Here is a 17,561-nt window from a genome sequence, read left to right as displayed (position 1 = left end):
TAGCGAATCAACAGGAGAGCAGCATGCAATCAACCCGTCCGCTTTACCCGGCGTTCGCGGGGCAGGCGGTATTCGTGTCGGGCGGTGCTTCGGGGATCGGTGAAGCGATCGTCGAGGCGTTCTGGGAGCAGGGCGCGCAAGTCGCGTTCTGCGATCTCGACGAGGCCGCCGGCCACGCGCTGTGCGAGCGGCTCGGCCACGCGCTCCCCGGCCAGACCGCCGTGCCGCGCCTGCGGCCGTGGTTCGCGCGATGCGACGTGCGCGACATCGGCGCCTATCGCGATGTGCTCGACGCGGCCGCGCAGGCACTCGGCCCGGTGCGCACGCTCGTGAACAACGCGGGGCGCGACACGCGCCACGCGCTCGACGAACTCGACCTCGACATGTGGAACGAGATGCTCGCGGTCAACCTCACGCATCACGTGTTCGCGACGCAGCGGGTCGCGCCCGGCATGCGCGCGGCGGGCGGCGGCGCGATCGTCAATCTCGGCTCGATCTCCTGGCTGCGCGGCCGCCCGAACCTGATCGGCTACACGGCGGCCAAGGCCGCGATCTCCGGCATCACGCGCACGCTCGCACGCGAGCTCGGCGCGGACGGCATCCGCGTGAACGCGGTGCTGCCGGGCGCGGTGGTGACGCCGCGGCAGACCGCGCTGTGGCGCGATCCGGCCGCGGACCAGCAGTTCCTCGACCTGCAGTGCCTGAAGTTTCGCGTCGAGCCCGCGCACGTCGCCGACGCGACGCTGTTTCTCGCCAGTCCGCAGGCGGCCGCGATGACCGGCCAGAACCTGATCGTCGATGCCGGGCTTGCGCAGGTGTCGGTGGTGGGATAGCCGTCGCGCGATGTGCGCGGCCGTCGGGCCGCACAGAAAATATGTTGTAACCACAACAATATCAAGGAGACATTCGCATGCATGACCAGAAACCAAAGCGGGCCCGCGAAAACGCCGCCGTGCGCGTCGCGCTGCACAAAGGGCTGACCTGTGCCGCGCTGGCGGCTGGCTGCGCGTCCGCGCACGCGCAGTCGACGCTCACGCTGTACGGCATCGTCGATTCGGCGCTGCAGTATGGCAAGTTCGACAGCACGGTCAGCCCGACCGCGATGGCCGCGAGCGGCAACCTGCAGGCGTCGCGTTTCGGCTTTCGCGGCAGCGAGGATCTGGGCGGCGGGTATCGCGCGAATTTCCAGCTCGAAACGGGCTTCAATACCTATACCGGCGTGGGCGGCGGCGCGACGATGTTCAACCGCGGCGCGTCGGTCGGCTTATCGAGCACCCGGTACGGCAGCGTGGATGCCGGCTACCTGTATCTGCCGATCTACTGGGTGTTTCTGGCCTCCGACGTGTCGACGTACGGCCTCTCGAACCCGTCCGCGATCATGTCGCTCGAACACACGGCGGAGCTCGGCTACTCGGGCACCGGCGGCTTCTACCCGAACGCGGTGCGCTACCGGACGCCGGTCTACAACGGCTTGTCGAGCGAAATCGGCTATTCGACCGGCGCGCAAAACGTGACCGGGCAGACCGCCCAGGGCCGCAACGTCGGGGTGAACCTGATGTACACGCATCGCGGGCTGTTCGTCGGCTACGGCTTCAATCGCTATAGCTATTACGGCAATACGGCCACGTCGACCGTGTCCTCGCAACTGACGCACGTGCTGGCGGCGACGTACCAGATCGGCAGCAGCCAGATCGGCGCGAACTACGTGTACTCGAAGCGCACCGATGCCACCGCCTGGTTCGCGTCCGCAGTGATGCTGAACGCGAAAATTCCGCTTGGACCGGGCGACGTCGAACTCGGCGCCGCCCGGCGCATCGAGAACGGCGATGCACGTGCGCTGGCCTATCACGCTGGCTATGTGTACTTCCTGTCGAAGCGCACGCAGCTTTACGGGTATGCGTCGATGATTTCGAACAACAGCCACTCGACGCAGGGCTTCGCGCTGCTGAATTCCGCTTATGCGACCGTGACGCCGGGCTTCGATCCATGGTCGGCCACCGTGGGGGTGCGCACGTCGTTCTGAGTGTTCGTGGGGACGCGCCGCGACCGGCGGCGCGGCGGGCTCAGTTCGACAACCGCAGGTTCTTCGCGAGGATCGTGCCGCTCGGCGGGCTGACCAGCCACACCGCGCGCACGTCGGCGAACAGCGTCGACGTGCGCGTCGTGATGTCGGTCGGGTTCTCGTCGGTGGGATCGGTGTGGTCCTGCCGGTCGACGAGGTAGGGCGGCGCGAGCCGGCACAGCAGCGCGATCGCGAAGTGGCCGTCGGTTTGCGCGAACACGCCGGGCGACACCGTCAGGTCGCCGCGGACTTCGGTCTTGTGGCTGTCGCCGCGTCGGAGGGCGACGATGTCGACGTGCTGGATATAGCCTTTCGCTTTCGCTTCGGCCGCGACCACGAGATCCCGGCCGCTCGGCCCGACGACGGTTTTGTCCAGCAGCACGGCGTTCGGCGTGTCGTCGCTCGACAGGTCCGCATCGACGCTCAGCCGGTGCGACGATGCCTGGTATCGCACGCCGTACGGCACCGGCACGACGAACAGCAGTTCGCGGTCGAGGCCGGTGGTGTGCAGTTCACGCTGCACCGCGCTGTTGCGATCCGGGATCAGCGTGCGCAGGCGCTCGCCGAGCGTCTGCGTGGTGCGGGGCAGATCGAGCGCGGCGAGCGCGTCGCGGACGGCGACGGGGTTGTCGCCCACCACTGGCCGTGCGGCCAGCACCTGGGCAAGCGTGGGCCAGCGCGCGGCACGCGCGCCGGAGGCGGCTGTGGCTGAAGCGGCTTCAGGCGAGGCGGCCGCGGCTGAAGCGGTCTGGACAGCGGCTGCTACACCGGGGAGCAGGGAAGCGCTCAGGCAGACCGCTACGCAGAGCTTTATGCAGAGTCTCATGCAAAGTCTCATGCAGACGCGGACACGGAAACGCACCGCGGGCACGCGCGGCAGGCGCACAGCAAAGACGGTCACGACAGGCTTCTCCGGGAACGAGGGGACAATGACGATCTATCGTAACCGCAATCGGCGGGAGCCGGCTGCGAACGGTCATGTGTTTCAGGGGACGCAGGCAATCCGCGCGTAGAGGGGGCGCCAGGCCCCCTGACGATGGGGCTGCCTGCTTCATTGGCCATGCGCCGGCTCGCATTCCGACCCGGTGCCTTTTGCGCCAGCTACCCGGAGGGCGATGTTCATCGGCGTTTCGATATCACGCTATCCCATGTGTGGCACGGTGGCGTGGACGTTGCTTCACGACGGGCAAGGTTCATGGCCCGGCGTGACCGTGCAGAAGCCGATGTTCGAGTGCCTTACGACGATCGTTGACGCCGCAAAGCGGTTACTGCATCATGCTTCGGATGAACTTCTTCACGCTCACGACCAGCACCATCACGACCGCTTATGGCGGGCTGTGAGGTCGGTACGTGAGTTTCAAACGCCGTATTGCCCCAAGGCCTCGCCAGTGATGGACGGGGCCTTGAAGTTTCTCCGTGCGTCACCTGGCACATTTAAGGAGAAACGCCATGCAGAGTCCTCAGCCTCGACGCCGCGCCCTCTTGATCGTTGACATGCAAGTCGGGTTGTTTCACGGCCCAGAGACGCCTCACGACGGGGCGCAGGTTCTTGCGAACATCAACACGTTGATCGGAAAGGCTCGCCGGGCCGGTGCCTCAATCTTCGTTGCGCGACACACCGGCCCGAAAGGTTCACTCATTGAGCCCGACAGCCCACTTACGCAACTGCTGCCAGACCTGGCCATTGATGCGAAGGCGGACACCGTGTTCGAGAAAAGCCGGCCTGACAGTTTTCTGGGCACTGGACTGGCGGACTTGCTGCGGGCAGCCTCCGCCGAGGAACTGGTTGTCGTTGGAATGAAAACGGAATACTGCATCGACACAACTTGCCGTGCAGCGGCAGAGTCAGGTTTTCAGCCCGTATTGGTGGCCGACGCGCATACCTCGACGGATACGCCGGTGTTGTCTGCGCAGGACATCATCGACCACCACAATCTGACATTGAGCGGCCCATTCGTGAAGCTTGTGAGTACGGCCGAATGCGAGTTTTAGGGATCCGCGAGCGTGAGCCGGCTCACCGGATTTGCGGGTGCGCGTGATTTCATATAAGCGTTCGGGATTGCCCCCGGCCTTTGGACACGCGCAGCGATGAATGGTAGCTCAGGAGCGGCCTGCGACTTCCACCCTGGTGCCGCAAAGGGATGATATTCACGTTTATGGTTTGGATATTTGTATACCCTATGCATATGTCTCAAGGTGCATATTTGTTGAAATAAATTAACGTTAAATCTGTATTTATCCGCGAAAGGGCGTCACAAAAAACTTCAATATACGATTTTCTTGATATGGGTTGTCTATTTCTGACGATCGTCAGGGAAAGTCTTAAGGCAGGAGGGGCTTCAATGCCGATGTGGATTGCCTTTGCGATCTCGCTCCGGTCCTGGAATTGTCAAATTTCCACGAGAATTTCGCGGCTATCTCATTAAAGGCGTCCGTTGAAGTGGTGCTTGCGTATTTATCTCATTAAAGTGGAATCGATTTTGCCGGTTGATGGAGAATTTTCTTTGACGGTCCGATAATAATCCGGTCTAATACGCCACGGTAAACCAAGCCGCAAGAATGGAAGCCTCACAATGGGGCGTCGTCAGCGCGGTTGCAGTTGCCTGATGATCGCAGGGGCATGATGCTGGCTTCCCTATCGCTACGGGCGAATTCGGTGGAGATCGTCAGCGTGATTTAGTAAGGAGTGTTACGGAAATCTTCCCGGGAAAAATTCCAGAAGGTCGGGTCTCCATTGCGCTTGACCTTCATCCGGGAGGGGCACAGTAGAAGGGCTTCCAGGTCGAGGGCATGGACATCGGGCTGTCGGTGGTGTCGCAGATGCCGGAGGCCAAACGTTAAACCGGACTGATCCGGTCAGTCTCGTATGCCGGTCGCCGGAGCCGTGATGGCTCCGGCGGTGCTGTTCAGATCTCCCACCCGTTCAACGGAGTTCTTGCGTGTCGTCAATCCTGCCTACCCAGGCCTATGAGTTGAAGCTCGCGCCGCATCCGGCGCTGTTCTCGGTGCTGAAGTTCAGCGGCCGGGATGCCGTGAGCGAGCTGTATCACTACGACATCGAGTTCACCAGTCCGACGGCCGGTATGCCGATGGATCAGGTGGTCGGCCGACCGGCGAGATTCACCGTTGCTCCGGTTGACCCGAACATGGATTCTCTGCGCAAGATGTTCGGGGAGAACGCCGGGCAGTTCAGCAAGATGCCGCCCGCGCGCACCATCCACGGCATCATCACGGAGTTCGATGAATTTGCAACAACGGCCGACCAGACGCACTACCGGGTCCGGCTCGAGCCGGTGCTCGCGGACCTGAACCGGGGCGTCACGAGCCGGTTGTTCCAGAAGCAGTCGGTCGAGGAAATCGTGACCGACACGCTGCGCCATTATGGCTACCGCGCCGGCGTCGATTTCATGTTCCAGCTGCGCGGCAAGTACAAGCGGCACGAATACGTTACGCAATACCACGAGACAACGTTTGCCTTCATCCAGCGCATCTGTGCGCAGGAGGGCATCTGGTTCCGCTGGGAGCAGAAGAAGGATCACGCCGTGATCGTGTTCGGCGACGATCTCGATGCCTATGCGCGCAAGCAGCGCACGGTCGCGTACCGGCGTGACTCGGGGCTCGAGAGTTCCGGCGCGGATGCGATCAAGACGCTTGAGAAGCGTACCCGGCGCGTGCCTGAAGCGGTGCGCCTGCACGACTACAACCACCGGCAGGCGGGCGTATCGCTCCTCGTCGAGGAAAACGCTGCGCGTGCCGACAAGTCGACGAACGGGATCGATTACCGCTGGGGGGAGCATTACGAGACGCCGGAGGAGGGTAGGCAGATCGCCCGTCTGCGTCACGAGGCGTATCTGGCGAACCAGATCACCTTCAAAGGCACCGGCAATCCGTTCTGGCTCGAAGCGGGTGAAGTCATGCGCGTCGAGCCGGTCCAGGCCGACGCGAAACACGGGCTCTTCATCACGGCAGTGGAGTCGAGCGGTGGCCGTAGCCAATCGTATTGGGTGACCTTCGAAGGCATCCCGTCCGATCGTGTGTATCGGACGCCGATCGCTTCGGTCACACGACCGGCCATTGACGGCATCCTGCCGGCGCGCATTACGTCGCCGGGGAACTACAGATACGCGTACCTGACGGAGCAGGGCTGGTACGTGATCAAGCTGCCGTTCGATCTCGACGAGTGGAGTCCGGGCGGAACGAGCCGGCCGGTGCGGCTTGCCAAGCCCTACAGCGGCAGCAACTATGGTCATCACTTTCCGCTGATCGACGGCGCGGAAGTGGCCATCATCTTTACCGATGGCGATCCGGACCGGCCCGTGATCATCGGGGCCATGCATGACAGCCTGCATCCTGACCTGGTCAATAACCTCGATCACACCCGCAACATCGTTCGCACGGCGGCGCAGAACGAGCTGCGGATGGAGGACAAGGAAGGCGTCGAACACATCCATCTGACGACGCCCTTCCAGACCAGCGAGCTCAATCTTGGGCACATGGTCGACGGTGATCGCAAGGAGCGTGGGCGTGGAGCCGAGTTGCGATCGGATGATCATGTGACTGTTCGCGGAGCGAAAGGGGTACTAATTTCCGCCGAGGCCCAGCCTGCCGCGAACGGGCAGCAGCTAAACATGGAAGTCGCCCAAGGCTTGCTTGAGCAGGCCCTGCAGCAGATGGAAGCGCTCTCCGAAGCTGCGAAGTCTGCACAAGCGGTTGCTTCGGATTATCAACGTCAGCGTGAACTCTTTGACGGAACACTGAAAGCTCTTAAAAGAGCGGGCATTCTGCTCAGCGCGCCAGAGGGAATGGCGTTTGCATCGGGCGACAGCCTGCAGCTCAGCGCCGAAAAGAATCTGATCGCAACGGCTGGGGGTAATGCAGATATCGGCGTCCTGAAACGCTTCTCGGTCGCTGCAGGCGAAATGGTTTCACTGTTTGCACAAAAGCTCGGGATAAAGCTCATAGCGGCCAAGGGAAAAGTCGAGATTCAGGCACAGAGCGACGACATGAACTTGCTCTCCGACAAGAACTTGCGAATCACTAGTGCCAATGGCCGCGTCACGATCGAGGCAAAAGAGGAACTTCTCCTCAAATGCGGCGGATCGTATGTGCGTATTTCTTCGACCGGTATCGAGGACGGCACACGCGCCAACCGTACGATCAAGTCAGCAGCCTTTAGCAGACAAGGGCCAAGCTCACTCGCAGAGACGGTCAACAATTGGAAGCATGCACCGTTTGACGAGGAGTTTACATTGAAGTGGCCCTTCAGTGATGAACCTGTGCATAGCCAGAAGTTCTCGATCATCCGGGATGACGGCAGTGTTATTCAGGGCAGCACCGACGCAGCCGGCAAAACGAGCCTCCAGCGAGCGCTGTTTGCCGAAAGCGTACGCCTTCGGATTGACAGCGAATTGGCATGATCCCCATTGGACACGTAACGCCGCAGGCTAATTGGTTTTGACAAGGAAACCCCGGGATATGGCTACAAATGAACGAATTATCCCCGTCAGGATTGCGGATGACGGGTCCGCGCACTACACCTCTGTCATGTCCGCGCCGGACAATAGCACGGCCGTGTGTTACATGGTGCCCAATCGCGTCATTCCCGTGATCTTTGTGCCGGGGGTCATGGGAAGCAACCTTATTTCGATCGATGGAAAATATAAGGGGAAGAAGGTCTGGCTGGTAAATAGCGAAGCGGGTGTCGCTTGGGACTGGATAGGTAGTGGTGCGGAGACACGAAAGCAGAAACTCGATCCAAAGACCACGGATGTCTACGAAGGCGGAGACATTCCATCGGGGACCGCACAGAGTGAGGCCGAGTTGCGCCGACGAGGCTGGGGTACGGTGGCGAAAATGAGCTACGGCACGTTTCTGTCATTTCTGGAGAACGCGCTGAACGATGCCCATGAATGCAAGTCCGGCTTGCGAGCCCAGCTTATGGGCGAACGGGTGGCGGATGCCCCGGGCGTCAGCGTACTAACGCGCGACGAGGTGGCACTATCATATAAATATTACATGCCGGTCCACGCGGTCGGCTACAACTGGCTTCAATCCAACGCGGATTCGGCGAAGCATCTCGCAGACAAGATCAAGGAATTTACCGACTACTACAAGAGGCTGAACAAGATCTGCGAAAAGGTCATCATCGTTACTCACTCGATGGGTGGACTGGTCGCGCGGTGCTACTCTGAAGTCGATGGACATCGCGACAACGTATTGGGAATTGTCCACGGTGTCATGCCAGCAACGGGAGCGGCAACGGCGTACAAGCGGGTGACGACCGGCAGTGAAGGGCCGGCTGGCCCGGTCCTCGGACCAGACAGCGCCACGATGACCCCCGTGTTTGCCCAGTCCCCCGGCCCCCTGCAACTGCTCCCCAGCGCGGAGTACGGGATGGGTTGGCTCAAGATCAGGAACGGCAAGGAGCAGATTTCGCTACCGACGACCGACCCGTATAAGGACGTCTACGTGCAACGCGGGCAATGGTGGAGTCTGGTGAACGACCGGTTGATCAATCCGCTCGATCCGGAAAAGAAGACCATCGATGCAGATTGGGCCGCATACGTGTCGATAATTAAGAAGGACGTTAAGCAGTTCCACGAGGCCATGGGCGGAAAATTCCATCACGCTACCTATGCGTTTTACGGTAACGATGAGAAACACAGCACATGGGGTGACGTGGTATGGGAGAGCAAGATCAATCCGGTTCTGAAGTGGGCCGATGCGTATGCGAAAGTCGACAGCCTCCAAAATGGCCAGGTAATACAGAACTACGGAACAGGAAGCCAGTCGCTGCTCCAGCGCAGTAACGGCGATCCCATTTATATGCAATACAACTTGATGCCTCCCGCGGAGAATGGAGACGGAACGGTTCCTGTCCGATCCGGCCGTGCCCCTGCCGGACAAGCGGGCGTGCAAGCCTGTGTGGCCTACCGAGGGGTGGATCATGAGGGAGCATACAAAGGGCGACCTCAGCAGCTATTTGCTCTGTGGGCCGTCACGCGAATCGTCGCCAATGTCAAGGGTACGTCACTGGAATACAAATAATGAAATTCCGTACGTGCAAGTGGCTTGTTGTACTTCTGTTACTCATCGCTGCCGCGTGTGGGCGTCAGCCGGAGCAACTGACCGAACTGGAGAAACATAACTTGAGCAAGCTGACTGAGAACATGAAGACGCACTGCGTTGGTCGATATCTGATCGACATGCCGTCCGATGTACTGGTTTCCGGTGACGCGAGAGTTCAGGGCGTAATGATCGAGTCGGACGCGATGTCGCACGAAGCGTTTCTGCAGGCCATTGCGAATCGCAAGGCGGAACTGAGAGCAACGAAGAGTATCGACGCGTATCCGTATCTCTATGCCGATGATCAGGTGGACGGTCCGGATACGCACTACTTTATCTATCGTGGAAATTTGCATGCCGACCCTGGAAACCGTGTATTCGAGGCGTACAAATGGGACCACGGATATCGTTTCAAGCTTGGAATAGAGGGTAGCGACTTTCTCCATCCGGATCAGACGAAGGATCCCATCGTCCAACAGATCCCTGTGAAGAACGACGTTCCCGAAAAAACAGCTCTCATATTCGATCTCGTTAAGAGACTACGCTGGCGTGCCGGGGATGAGATTCCTGCGGGGCCTGGCCTGTGTTTTCCGACTGCATTTATTCCAGGAAAGGCTGGCGAGAAAGAGGTTGCCGGGGTGCAGTTTGTCCTGGCGAGCAACCGGGACGTGAGTATCGGAATCGAGAGCAATTCCGGAATTCGCGAACCCAACACGCTCCTGCAACGCGGTGAGGAGATCAACCGGGATCTAAAGGCGGTGGGAGGGAGAACCATACGGAAAGGCACAGTTTCATTGCAGGGTATAAATGCCGAGGAATGGCTTTTCGCCGGCAAGACAGATTCAGGAGTTCAAGGGACTAAGTGCCTGCTTGAGGCGAACTCGGTGACGAGCGGGGCGCAATCACCTCTGCTCACGCTTGATTTGGACGCAGGTTCGACGAACGCGTTTATGCAGGATCGCATCAAAGCCGCGTCCATGAGCGAAGGCGAAGCAGTTGCACTGTGGGACGTCATCTCGCGCACCTTGCGTCCGCGCCCCAATGCGTTCTGAAGGAGGGGTGATGACCGTTGACTTCACCAGGTTGCCACCGGAAGAGCCTGTACCCGATAGCCCGCCGTCGCGACTCGTTTGGACGATTGTTTTTTTTATCGCGATTGCCGGTGTTTTCTCGATCCTGCTGCTCTGGCCAAAAGAGGAGTCGACGCAGACACTCTGGTTCTGGATATGCGTGACATGCAAGTAATGAAATTCCGTACTCGCAGGTGGCTTGTTGTACTTCCGTTAATCATCGCTGCCGCGTGTGGGCGTCAGCCGGCGCAACTGACCGAACTGGAGAAACATAACGTGAGCAAGCTGACTGAGAACATGAAGACGCACTGCGTTGGTCGATATCTGATCGACATGCCGTCCGATGTACTGGTTTCCGGTGACGCGAGAGTTCAGGGCGTAATGATCGAGTCGGACGCGATGTCGCATGAAGCGTATCTGCAGGCGATTGCGAACCGCAAGGCGGAACTGAGAGCAACGAAGAGTATCGACGCGTATCCGTATCTCTATGCCGATGATCAGGTGGACGGTCCGGATACGCACTACTTTATCTATCGTGGAAACGTGAGCGATGGTCCAGCGAATCGAGTGTTCGAGGCATACAAATGGGATCACGGCTACCGCTTCAAGTTCGGAATTGAGGGCCACGATTACTTCCACCCTGATCAGACATACAAGTCTTATATTCAGGATATGAGTGTTAAGAACGACGTTCCCGAAAAAACAGCTCTCATATTCGATCTCGTTAAGAGACTACGCTGGCGTGCCGAGGATGAGATTCCTGCGGGGCCTGGCCTGTGTTTTCCGACAGCATTTATCCCAGGAAAGGCTGGCGAGAAAGAGGTTGCCGGGGTGCAGTTTGTCCTGGCGAGCAACCGGGACGTGAGTATCGGAATCGAGAGCAATTCCGGAATTCGCGAACCCAACACGCTCCTGCAACGCGGTGACCAGATCAATCACGACCTGAGGGCGATTGGAGGGCGAACGATACGGAAAGGCACAGTTTCATTGCAGGGTATAAATGCCGAGGAATGGCTCTTTGCCGGCAAGACAGATCTGGGTGTGCTTGGGAACAGGTTTACCCTTGAGGCGAACTCGATGACGAGCGGGGCGCAATCTCCGTTGCTGATACTCGATTTGGATACAGGTTCGCCTAATGCGTTTATGCAGGATCGCATCAAAGCCGCGTCCATGAGCGAAGGCGAAGCAGTTGCGCTGTGGAACGTCATCTCGCGCACCCTGCGTCCGCGCCCCAATGCGTTCTGAAGGAGGGGTGATGGCCGTTGACTTCACCAGGTTGCCACCGGAAGAGCCTGTACCCGATAGCCCGCCGTCGCGACTCGTTTGGACGATTGTCTTTTTCCTGATCGCGATTGCCGGTGTTTTCTCGATCCTGCTGCTCTGGCCAAAAGAGGAGTCGACGCAGACACCCTGGTTCTGGACATGCGTGACGGTTTATCCGTTCGGCGTCGCCGCGTTCGTCGTTCTGCGCCGCTATAGCGCGTACGAAGGCCGCCGACTCGATGCGATCGCGTGGAACGTCGCTCGCGAGGACTACGTGAATGGTGTATTTGACGAAGCAAGTCGACCGCTCGCCGTTCTTGCGGCGACATACAGGTTCTCGAGCGACGCAAATGAGGACGAATTTGGGAGGCTGATGGATGGATCCGTCAAGCTCGAACCCCAAACTCCTCCGAAGCCGGACGCTCCTCCGATCCATGCACGCTGGTTTGAGAAACCCGACGCCGATGAAAACGGGATCAGGTTCAAGCGTGATGACGAGCGCCAACGTTCTGTGCTGGAGTGGGCGTTCAGCGCAGTGAGCGAGACGGTTGCTGATGCTGTACGTTCGCTGTCGACTGACTTGAGACTGAAGGTGCTTCTGGTGTTGCCCGGTATCGCGAATACGGACGAGGCACTCGCTATCTGGAACAGGCGGTGGGCGAAGTCGGATTTTCGACCAGCGCAGGCTAGAGTCCTGGTTGAGTTTCCCGACCTCATGTATGTCGACGAGTGGCTTGATCGGGTCAACCGGCGGCTCGACGGAGAAGCGCGGCTTATCGTTTGCGTGAGGCTGAATGGCATTCATCAAGTACTCCCGCCCGACGGGAGTGCGGAAGCGGTTGTTGCCATGCTCCTCGTGCCGGAAGCGGTATGTCGAAGCTTCAAGCTGGCTCCGTTGGCCATGCTGCACCGTCCGAACGGAACAGAGGATTGCACCATTGACGACGCCCTCGCGCGGGCTATGCAATGGGGTCGTGTTGAAGCGACTGAGATCAAACTTATCTGGCAAGGCGGACTTGACGTCTCTGAGGTCAATGCGGCAACAAAAGCTGTGGTCAAGGCCGGTATCGGCGCGAAGGTTGCAAATACCGATTACATGGTCGGTCATACAGGGTTCGCCGCGCCCTGGTTTGCCGCGGCATGTGCGGCTAGTGCGGTTGTTCAGGACGGAGCCCCCCAGCTTGTTGTGACAACGTCGGGCAGCGCCAGTCCGTGCTTTGTCGTTGTGCGCGATACCAACTCACGATGACGTATACATGAGTGCGCCGGCATGTGGCTCCAATAGCGGTCGCACCAGACATACGTTCCATATCAATACGAGGGCTCATCATGGCCAGGCGATACGATATTCTGAAAGGCGACCGAACCACGTCAGACGGTACGGTGATGGGGGGCGATTCGAACGACAGGATCGGCAATCGCGAGCAGGCTTACGAACTGGATGAAGTCTGGTGTCCCGCATGTCAGTCGATCGGCCGCATTGTATGTGACGGTCCGCGCCTGTCGATGAAGGGAGCCGATGGCAGGGAAGGGGCGTTCAGCGACGATCTATGCGTGTGCAAGTGCGATGTTCCACCTCGCCTGCTTCCATCCCAGTATTCGTCTTATGTGGAAATCTGAGCGAAATCCGAATGGCGTAAGTTTCGGATTGCCGCCAGGACGGGCGGCATCGGTTCGCAACAGACGCGGGGGGAAACCGCTCGCCGGATTCAAGCGCGCCACCCGCCGTGCAGATTCAGCGAGACCGGTTTCTTGTCCATTCCAGGAATGGTTGGCGCAGCCGGACAGCGGGCTGCCACGTGAGAACCCGGAACCAGCCATCCCGGGTGTTCATTTTCGTGCGGCCACAACGGGTCGTCGGAGCAACCACACGGGCAGTTGGCGCCCATCCCCCGCCACCGCGCCTGCCTACTTGACCGCGCCGAGCGCGAGCCCCTTCACCAGATAGCGCTGCAGCCACGCGAACACGACCGATACCGGCAGCGTCGCGCACAGCGTGGCCGCCATCACGAGTTGCCATTCGACCACGTATTTGCCGGCCACCATGTCGGTCACCTGCACGGTCAGCGTCTTGTTCTCGGGCGAACGGATCAGCGTGTAGACGACCGCGAACTCGTTCCACGCGGCAATGAACGTGAAGATCGCGGTCACGACGATGGCCGGCACCGCCAGCGGCAGGAACACCTTGAAGACCGCCTTCGTGCGGCTGCAGCCTTCGAGCCACGCGGATTCTTCGAGGTCGCGCGGCACGGTCTGAAAGTACGACGACAGCATCCAGACCGCAAACGCAATGTTGAACGCCGCGTACGACACGACCACCGCGAGCTTCGAGTCGACCATGTTGCCGTCGCCGTACGGAATCATCGCGGCGAGCCGGAACAGGCCGACCACCAGCAGGATCGGCGAGAGCATCTGCGTGACCAGCAGGAATTGCCGGTACACCCCGCGTCCGCGAAACGGGAAGCGCGCGAGCGCATACGCGGCCGGCAGGCTGACGGCGAGCGCGAGCGCCATCGACGCAACGCTGATTTCGATGCTGTTTTTCAGCGCGACGCCGAAGTTCGCCGCCTGCCACATGTCGACGAAATTCTCCCAGCGCCAGTGCACCGGCAGCCAGCGCGCCGGATAGACGAAGATTTCGTTGTCGGGCTTGAGCGCGGTGAACAGCATCACCGCGAACGGAAACAGCACCAGCACCACGAGCGGCGACAGCGCGAGCCAGCACCACAGCGAGCGTTTGATCTTCGGGCTCATGCGCTTTCCCCTTCCTTCGCCGGCTGCATCCGCAGGTAGATCAGCGTGAAAACGAACAGCATCACCAGCATGATCAGCGACACCGCGGCGGCCTGGCCGGGGCGGCCCAGCCGGAAGCCGAGTTCGTACAGATAGGTGACGAGAATGTGCGTGCTTTCGTCCGGACCGCCCTGCGTCATCACCCAGATGATCGGAAACGAGTTGAACACGTAGATCACGTTCAGCAGGATCGCCATGTTGACGAACGGCTTGAGCAGCGGCAGCGTCAGCTGCCGGAACTGCTGCCACGCGCTCGCACCGTCGATGCGTGCGGCCTCGTAGATGTCGCCCGGCACCGACGACAGGCCGCCCAGCAGGATCGTCACGGTGAACGGGATCGACACGAGAATGCCCACGCCGATCTCGACCGGAAACGCGAGCCCGGGCGTCGCGAGCCAGTGGATCGGCGCATCGATCAGGCCGAGCCGGTGCAGCGTGACGTTGACCATCCCGTAGTCGTCGTTGAAGGCCCAGCGCCACACGACCGCGGTCATCGTCAGCGACACGGACCACGGCAGCATCACGATCGTGCGCGCGATGCCGCGGCCGTAGAAATCCTGATTCAGCACCAGTGCGACCGGCACCGAAATCAGCACGGTGCCGCCGACCACGAAGAAGGTCCAGTAGACGGTACGCCTGAGCGCGCCGAGAAAATCGGGGTCTTCGAACACCGTGTAGAAGTTCTGCAGACCGTTGAAATCGCGGATCGCGCCGAAGCGCGACACATCGTGCACCGACTGGTACACGATGTTGAAGATCGGATAGCTGATGATGAACAGCGCGAGAATCAGACTCGGCGCAATCAGCAGCCAGGGCGCCGACAGGCGCGGGGAAGCGGAACGGCTCATGCGTGCTCGATCGTAAGTCGCGCCGCGCGCGGGCGCGGCGCAATGGGCCGGGTGCCGCATCGCGCGCGCCGCCGGCTGCCGGCGGCGCGCGGCGCGGTTACTTGCCGAGGTACTTGTCGGCGGTCGCGGCGGCCTGGTTCAGCGCGGCGGCGGGCTGCGCCTTGCCGAGGTAGATCGCCTGCATCGCGTCGCTGACGGCCTTCGCGGTGTCTTCCCAGCCGGTCACGGTCGGCGCGAAGCGCGCGGTCGGCAGCAGCGCGATGAACGCCTGCGTGTCCGCATCCTTGAACGCCGGATCCGCGGCCTCGGCCTTCGTCGTCGGCAGGAAGCCTTCCGTGCTCGTGAATTCGACGCGCGGGCCCTTCGTGAACAGGAAGTCGAGGAACTTCCACGCGGTCTTCTTCACCTTCGAGTTCGAGAACATCACGATCGAGTCGGTCACCGCGTAGGTGGCGTGCGTCGTGCCCATCGGGATCGGATCGATGCCGTACTTCAGGTTCGGCGCTTCCTTCTTGATCTGCTTCGCGAGGAACGGCGCGGAGATCACCATCGCAACGCGGCCCTGCTTGAAGAGGTTCTGCACGTCTTCGCGGCTGTAGCCGGTCACGCCCGGCTCGGTGAGCCCTTCGTCGATCATCTTCTTGTACATCGTCGCGGCCTTCACGCCGGCGGGCGAATTGAACGCGGCCTTGCCGTCCTTGCCGATCACCTCGCCGCCATAGGTCCACAGCGCGTAGTAGAAGTAGACATCCGTTTCGATTTCCTTGCCCTGCAGGCCGAAGCCGGCGATGCCCATCTTCTTCAGCTTCTTCGAGGCGTCGATCACGTCATTCCACGTTTTCGGGCCGTTCGGATAGCCGACCTTCGCGAGCAGATCCTTGTTGTAGTACAGCGCGCGCGCCGACGCCGCGATCGGCAGGCCGTACACCTTGCCGTCGATCTCGCCCGGCGCGAGGAACGCGCCGATGAAGCGCTTCTTGAAGTTCGCGTCCATGTAGCCGTCGAGCGGCTCGGCGATGCCGTCCTTCACGAAGTCGAGCAGCCAGCGCGTACCGACGATCGCGAGGTCGGCGTTCGCGCCGCCGGCGATATCCGTCTGCAGCTTCTGCTGCAGCGAATCCCAGTTGACGTCCTCGATCTTGACCGTCGTGCCGGGGTTGGCCTGTTCGAATTCCTTGGCCATTTTCTCGAAGTACGGCGCGGTCGCGTCGCTGTAGTGCGCGACCGTCACGCGCAGCGTGTCGGCGTGGGCCGCCACGGCCAGACCTGCAAGGGTTAGCGCGACGGCGATCTTGCCGAGCGCGAAGGAAGCACGGGCTTGCAACGACATTTCTCTCTCCTGGGGTGGTCTGCCGCCGTCGCCGGCTGCTGGGTTGTCGACTTGTTTGAAAAAATCCTACATGACGAAAAAAAGCTTGTCACGTAGGGTCTGCGATATTTTTTCTTGTCGCGATTTGTGCTTAATATGCCTGTAAAGCAAAGGGATAGGGTGCGGTGCGGACGTGCGCGGCCGGACTTCCGGCGGTTGTGGCGACGGGCTCTCCGCGTTTCGTATGTTGGAAATTTACAGGCGATGACGGCGCCGGGCCTCGGCGGGCGGCGCGCCGCCGGCGATCTGCGAGGACGGACATGAATCGAGTGGTTCTGGTGACGGGCGCCTGCGGCGGCATCGGCAGTGCGCTGTGCCGGCGCTTCGTCGGGCAGGGCGACAGCGTGCTCGCGCTCGACCGCGACGCCGCTGCGCTTGCCGCGCTCGTCGCGCAGCTTGGCGACGCGCACGCGCTGCCCGTGCTCGCCGATCTCGCGGACGCGGACGCGGTGCAGCGCGCGGTCGCCGCCGCGGTCGCGCAGCGCGGGCCGGTGGACGTGCTGGTGGCGAACGCGGGCTCGGCCACCGGCCTCACGCTCGCGAAGACCGACGTCGCGAGCTGGCAGCACGACGTGCACGTGAATCTGAACGGCACGTATCACACGGTCGAGGCGGTGCGCGCGGCGATGATCGAGCGGCAGCGCGGCGTGCTGGTGCTGATCGGCTCGGTCAACGGGATGGCCGCGCTCGGGCATCCCGCGTATAGCGCGGCGAAGGCGGGGCTGATCAGCTACACGAAGGCGCTCGCGCTCGAACTGGGCCGCTTCGGCATCCGCGCGAACATCGTCTGCCCGGGCACCGTGAAGACGCCCGCCTGGCAGGCGCGGGTCGACAGGCACCCGCGGGTGTTCGAGGACCTGAAGAAGTGGTACCCGCTCGGCGACTTCGCGACGCCGGACGACATCGCCGACGCGGTGCTGTTCCTCGCCTCGCCGATGGCGCGCGTGATCACCGGCGTCGCGCTGCCGGTCGACGGCGGGCTGATGGCCGGCAACCGGCTGATGGCCGCGGAACTCACGCTCGAAGCGCTGTGAGCGCGACGGCCGCGTGACGCAGGACAGGGCCGGCGCAAGCCGGCCAGAGGACAACCA

Annotated in this window: 14 protein-coding genes; 10 read left to right on the top strand and 4 right to left on the bottom strand. The window is 61.2% G+C overall.

Going from position 1 to position 17,561, the window contains the following annotated elements; all coding sequences use genetic code 11:
- Window positions 1-23 precede the first annotated feature (23 nt).
- Window positions 24-833, top strand: a complete 810-nt coding sequence (locus AC3AP7_RS28775; protein ID WP_487363692.1) for an SDR family NAD(P)-dependent oxidoreductase — start codon at window positions 24-26, stop codon at window positions 831-833.
- Between the two features lie 77 nt (window positions 834-910).
- A complete protein-coding gene (locus AC3AP7_RS28770) occupies window positions 911-2,023 on the top strand; it encodes a porin (RefSeq protein ID WP_487363691.1) in 1,113 nt (370 codons plus the stop codon).
- Window positions 2,024-2,063: 40 nt separating this feature from the next.
- Here AC3AP7_RS28770 and AC3AP7_RS28765 read toward each other — a convergent pair whose 3' ends face one another.
- A complete protein-coding gene (locus tag AC3AP7_RS28765) occupies window positions 2,064-2,888 on the bottom strand; it encodes a hypothetical protein (protein WP_487363690.1) in 825 nt (274 codons plus the stop codon).
- 623 nt (window positions 2,889-3,511) lie between these two features.
- On the opposite strand from AC3AP7_RS28765, the gene AC3AP7_RS28760 reads away from it, so the two are divergent.
- From AC3AP7_RS28760 to AC3AP7_RS28730, 7 genes are all read left to right on the top strand, one after another.
- Window positions 3,512-4,054, top strand: a complete 543-nt coding sequence (locus AC3AP7_RS28760) for a cysteine hydrolase family protein (RefSeq protein WP_487363689.1) — start codon at window positions 3,512-3,514, stop codon at window positions 4,052-4,054.
- 947 nt (window positions 4,055-5,001) lie between these two features.
- On the top strand, window positions 5,002-7,479 hold the full coding sequence (locus AC3AP7_RS28755) for a type VI secretion system Vgr family protein (RefSeq protein WP_487363688.1): 2,478 nt from the start codon (window positions 5,002-5,004) through the stop codon (window positions 7,477-7,479).
- Window positions 7,480-7,537: 58 nt separating this feature from the next.
- A complete protein-coding gene (locus AC3AP7_RS28750) occupies window positions 7,538-9,109 on the top strand; it encodes an alpha/beta hydrolase (RefSeq protein WP_487363687.1) in 1,572 nt (523 codons plus the stop codon).
- Entirely contained in the window at window positions 9,109-10,179 is a 1,071-nt protein-coding gene (locus AC3AP7_RS28745; RefSeq protein WP_487363686.1) for a T6SS immunity protein Tli4 family protein, read from the top strand. Before AC3AP7_RS28750 ends, AC3AP7_RS28745 begins: the two co-directional genes overlap by 1 nt.
- 294 nt (window positions 10,180-10,473) lie before the next feature.
- Window positions 10,474-11,442: a T6SS immunity protein Tli4 family protein gene (locus tag AC3AP7_RS28740; protein WP_487363684.1), complete on the top strand. Its 969-nt coding sequence runs from the start codon at window positions 10,474-10,476 to the stop codon at window positions 11,440-11,442.
- A 10-nt stretch (window positions 11,443-11,452) separates the two neighbouring features.
- Window positions 11,453-12,709: a hypothetical protein gene (locus tag AC3AP7_RS28735; RefSeq protein ID WP_487363683.1), complete on the top strand. Its 1,257-nt coding sequence runs from the start codon at window positions 11,453-11,455 to the stop codon at window positions 12,707-12,709.
- 80 nt (window positions 12,710-12,789) lie between these two features.
- Complete coding sequence (locus tag AC3AP7_RS28730) at window positions 12,790-13,080, top strand: PAAR domain-containing protein (RefSeq protein ID WP_487363682.1); 291 nt, start codon at window positions 12,790-12,792, stop codon at window positions 13,078-13,080.
- 288 nt (window positions 13,081-13,368) lie between these two features.
- On the opposite strand, the gene AC3AP7_RS28725 is transcribed toward AC3AP7_RS28730, so the two are convergent.
- The 3 genes from AC3AP7_RS28725 to AC3AP7_RS28715 all read right to left on the bottom strand — a co-directional run bounded on the left by AC3AP7_RS28725 (window position 13,369) and on the right by AC3AP7_RS28715 (window position 16,431).
- Entirely contained in the window at window positions 13,369-14,214 is an 846-nt protein-coding gene (locus AC3AP7_RS28725) for a carbohydrate ABC transporter permease (RefSeq protein ID WP_487363681.1), read from the bottom strand.
- Window positions 14,211-15,101 (bottom strand): carbohydrate ABC transporter permease, encoded by an 891-nt coding sequence (locus AC3AP7_RS28720; RefSeq protein WP_487363680.1) that lies wholly within the window; start codon window positions 15,099-15,101, stop codon window positions 14,211-14,213. Before AC3AP7_RS28720 ends, AC3AP7_RS28725 begins: the two co-directional genes overlap by 4 nt.
- Before the next feature lie 97 nt (window positions 15,102-15,198).
- The gene (locus tag AC3AP7_RS28715; RefSeq protein ID WP_487363679.1) at window positions 15,199-16,431 is read right to left on the bottom strand and encodes an ABC transporter substrate-binding protein; all 1,233 of its coding nucleotides are present in this window, start codon (window positions 16,429-16,431) and stop codon (window positions 15,199-15,201) included.
- Between the two features lie 299 nt (window positions 16,432-16,730).
- On the opposite strand from AC3AP7_RS28715, the gene AC3AP7_RS28710 reads away from it, so the two are divergent.
- Window positions 16,731-17,504, top strand: a complete 774-nt coding sequence (locus tag AC3AP7_RS28710) for an SDR family oxidoreductase (RefSeq protein ID WP_487363678.1) — start codon at window positions 16,731-16,733, stop codon at window positions 17,502-17,504.
- Window positions 17,505-17,561: the final 57 nt, after the last annotated feature.

This window comes from Paraburkholderia sp. PAMB 6770 (assembly GCF_057748135.1).
This window is presented reverse-complemented; position numbering and strand designations above follow the sequence as displayed.

Bases quoted from the DNA above. Each gene is read 5' to 3' on its own strand.
- AC3AP7_RS28775 (WP_487363692.1), top strand. From the start codon at position 24: ATGCAATCAACCCGTCCGCTTTACCCGGCGTTCGCGGGGCAGGCGGTA.
- AC3AP7_RS28770 (WP_487363691.1), top strand. From the start codon at position 911: ATGCATGACCAGAAACCAAAGCGGGCCCGCGAAAACGCCGCCGTGCGC.
- AC3AP7_RS28765 (WP_487363690.1), bottom strand. From the start codon at position 2,888: ATGAGACTCTGCATAAAGCTCTGCGTAGCGGTCTGCCTGAGCGCTTCC.
- AC3AP7_RS28760 (WP_487363689.1), top strand. From the start codon at position 3,512: ATGCAGAGTCCTCAGCCTCGACGCCGCGCCCTCTTGATCGTTGACATG.
- AC3AP7_RS28750 (WP_487363687.1), top strand. From the start codon at position 7,538: ATGGCTACAAATGAACGAATTATCCCCGTCAGGATTGCGGATGACGGG.
- AC3AP7_RS28745 (WP_487363686.1), top strand. From the start codon at position 9,109: ATGAAATTCCGTACGTGCAAGTGGCTTGTTGTACTTCTGTTACTCATC.
- AC3AP7_RS28735 (WP_487363683.1), top strand. From the start codon at position 11,453: ATGGCCGTTGACTTCACCAGGTTGCCACCGGAAGAGCCTGTACCCGAT.
- AC3AP7_RS28730 (WP_487363682.1), top strand. From the start codon at position 12,790: ATGGCCAGGCGATACGATATTCTGAAAGGCGACCGAACCACGTCAGAC.
- AC3AP7_RS28725 (WP_487363681.1), bottom strand. From the start codon at position 14,214: ATGAGCCCGAAGATCAAACGCTCGCTGTGGTGCTGGCTCGCGCTGTCG.
- AC3AP7_RS28720 (WP_487363680.1), bottom strand. From the start codon at position 15,101: ATGAGCCGTTCCGCTTCCCCGCGCCTGTCGGCGCCCTGGCTGCTGATT.
- AC3AP7_RS28715 (WP_487363679.1), bottom strand. From the start codon at position 16,431: ATGTCGTTGCAAGCCCGTGCTTCCTTCGCGCTCGGCAAGATCGCCGTC.
- AC3AP7_RS28710 (WP_487363678.1), top strand. From the start codon at position 16,731: ATGAATCGAGTGGTTCTGGTGACGGGCGCCTGCGGCGGCATCGGCAGT.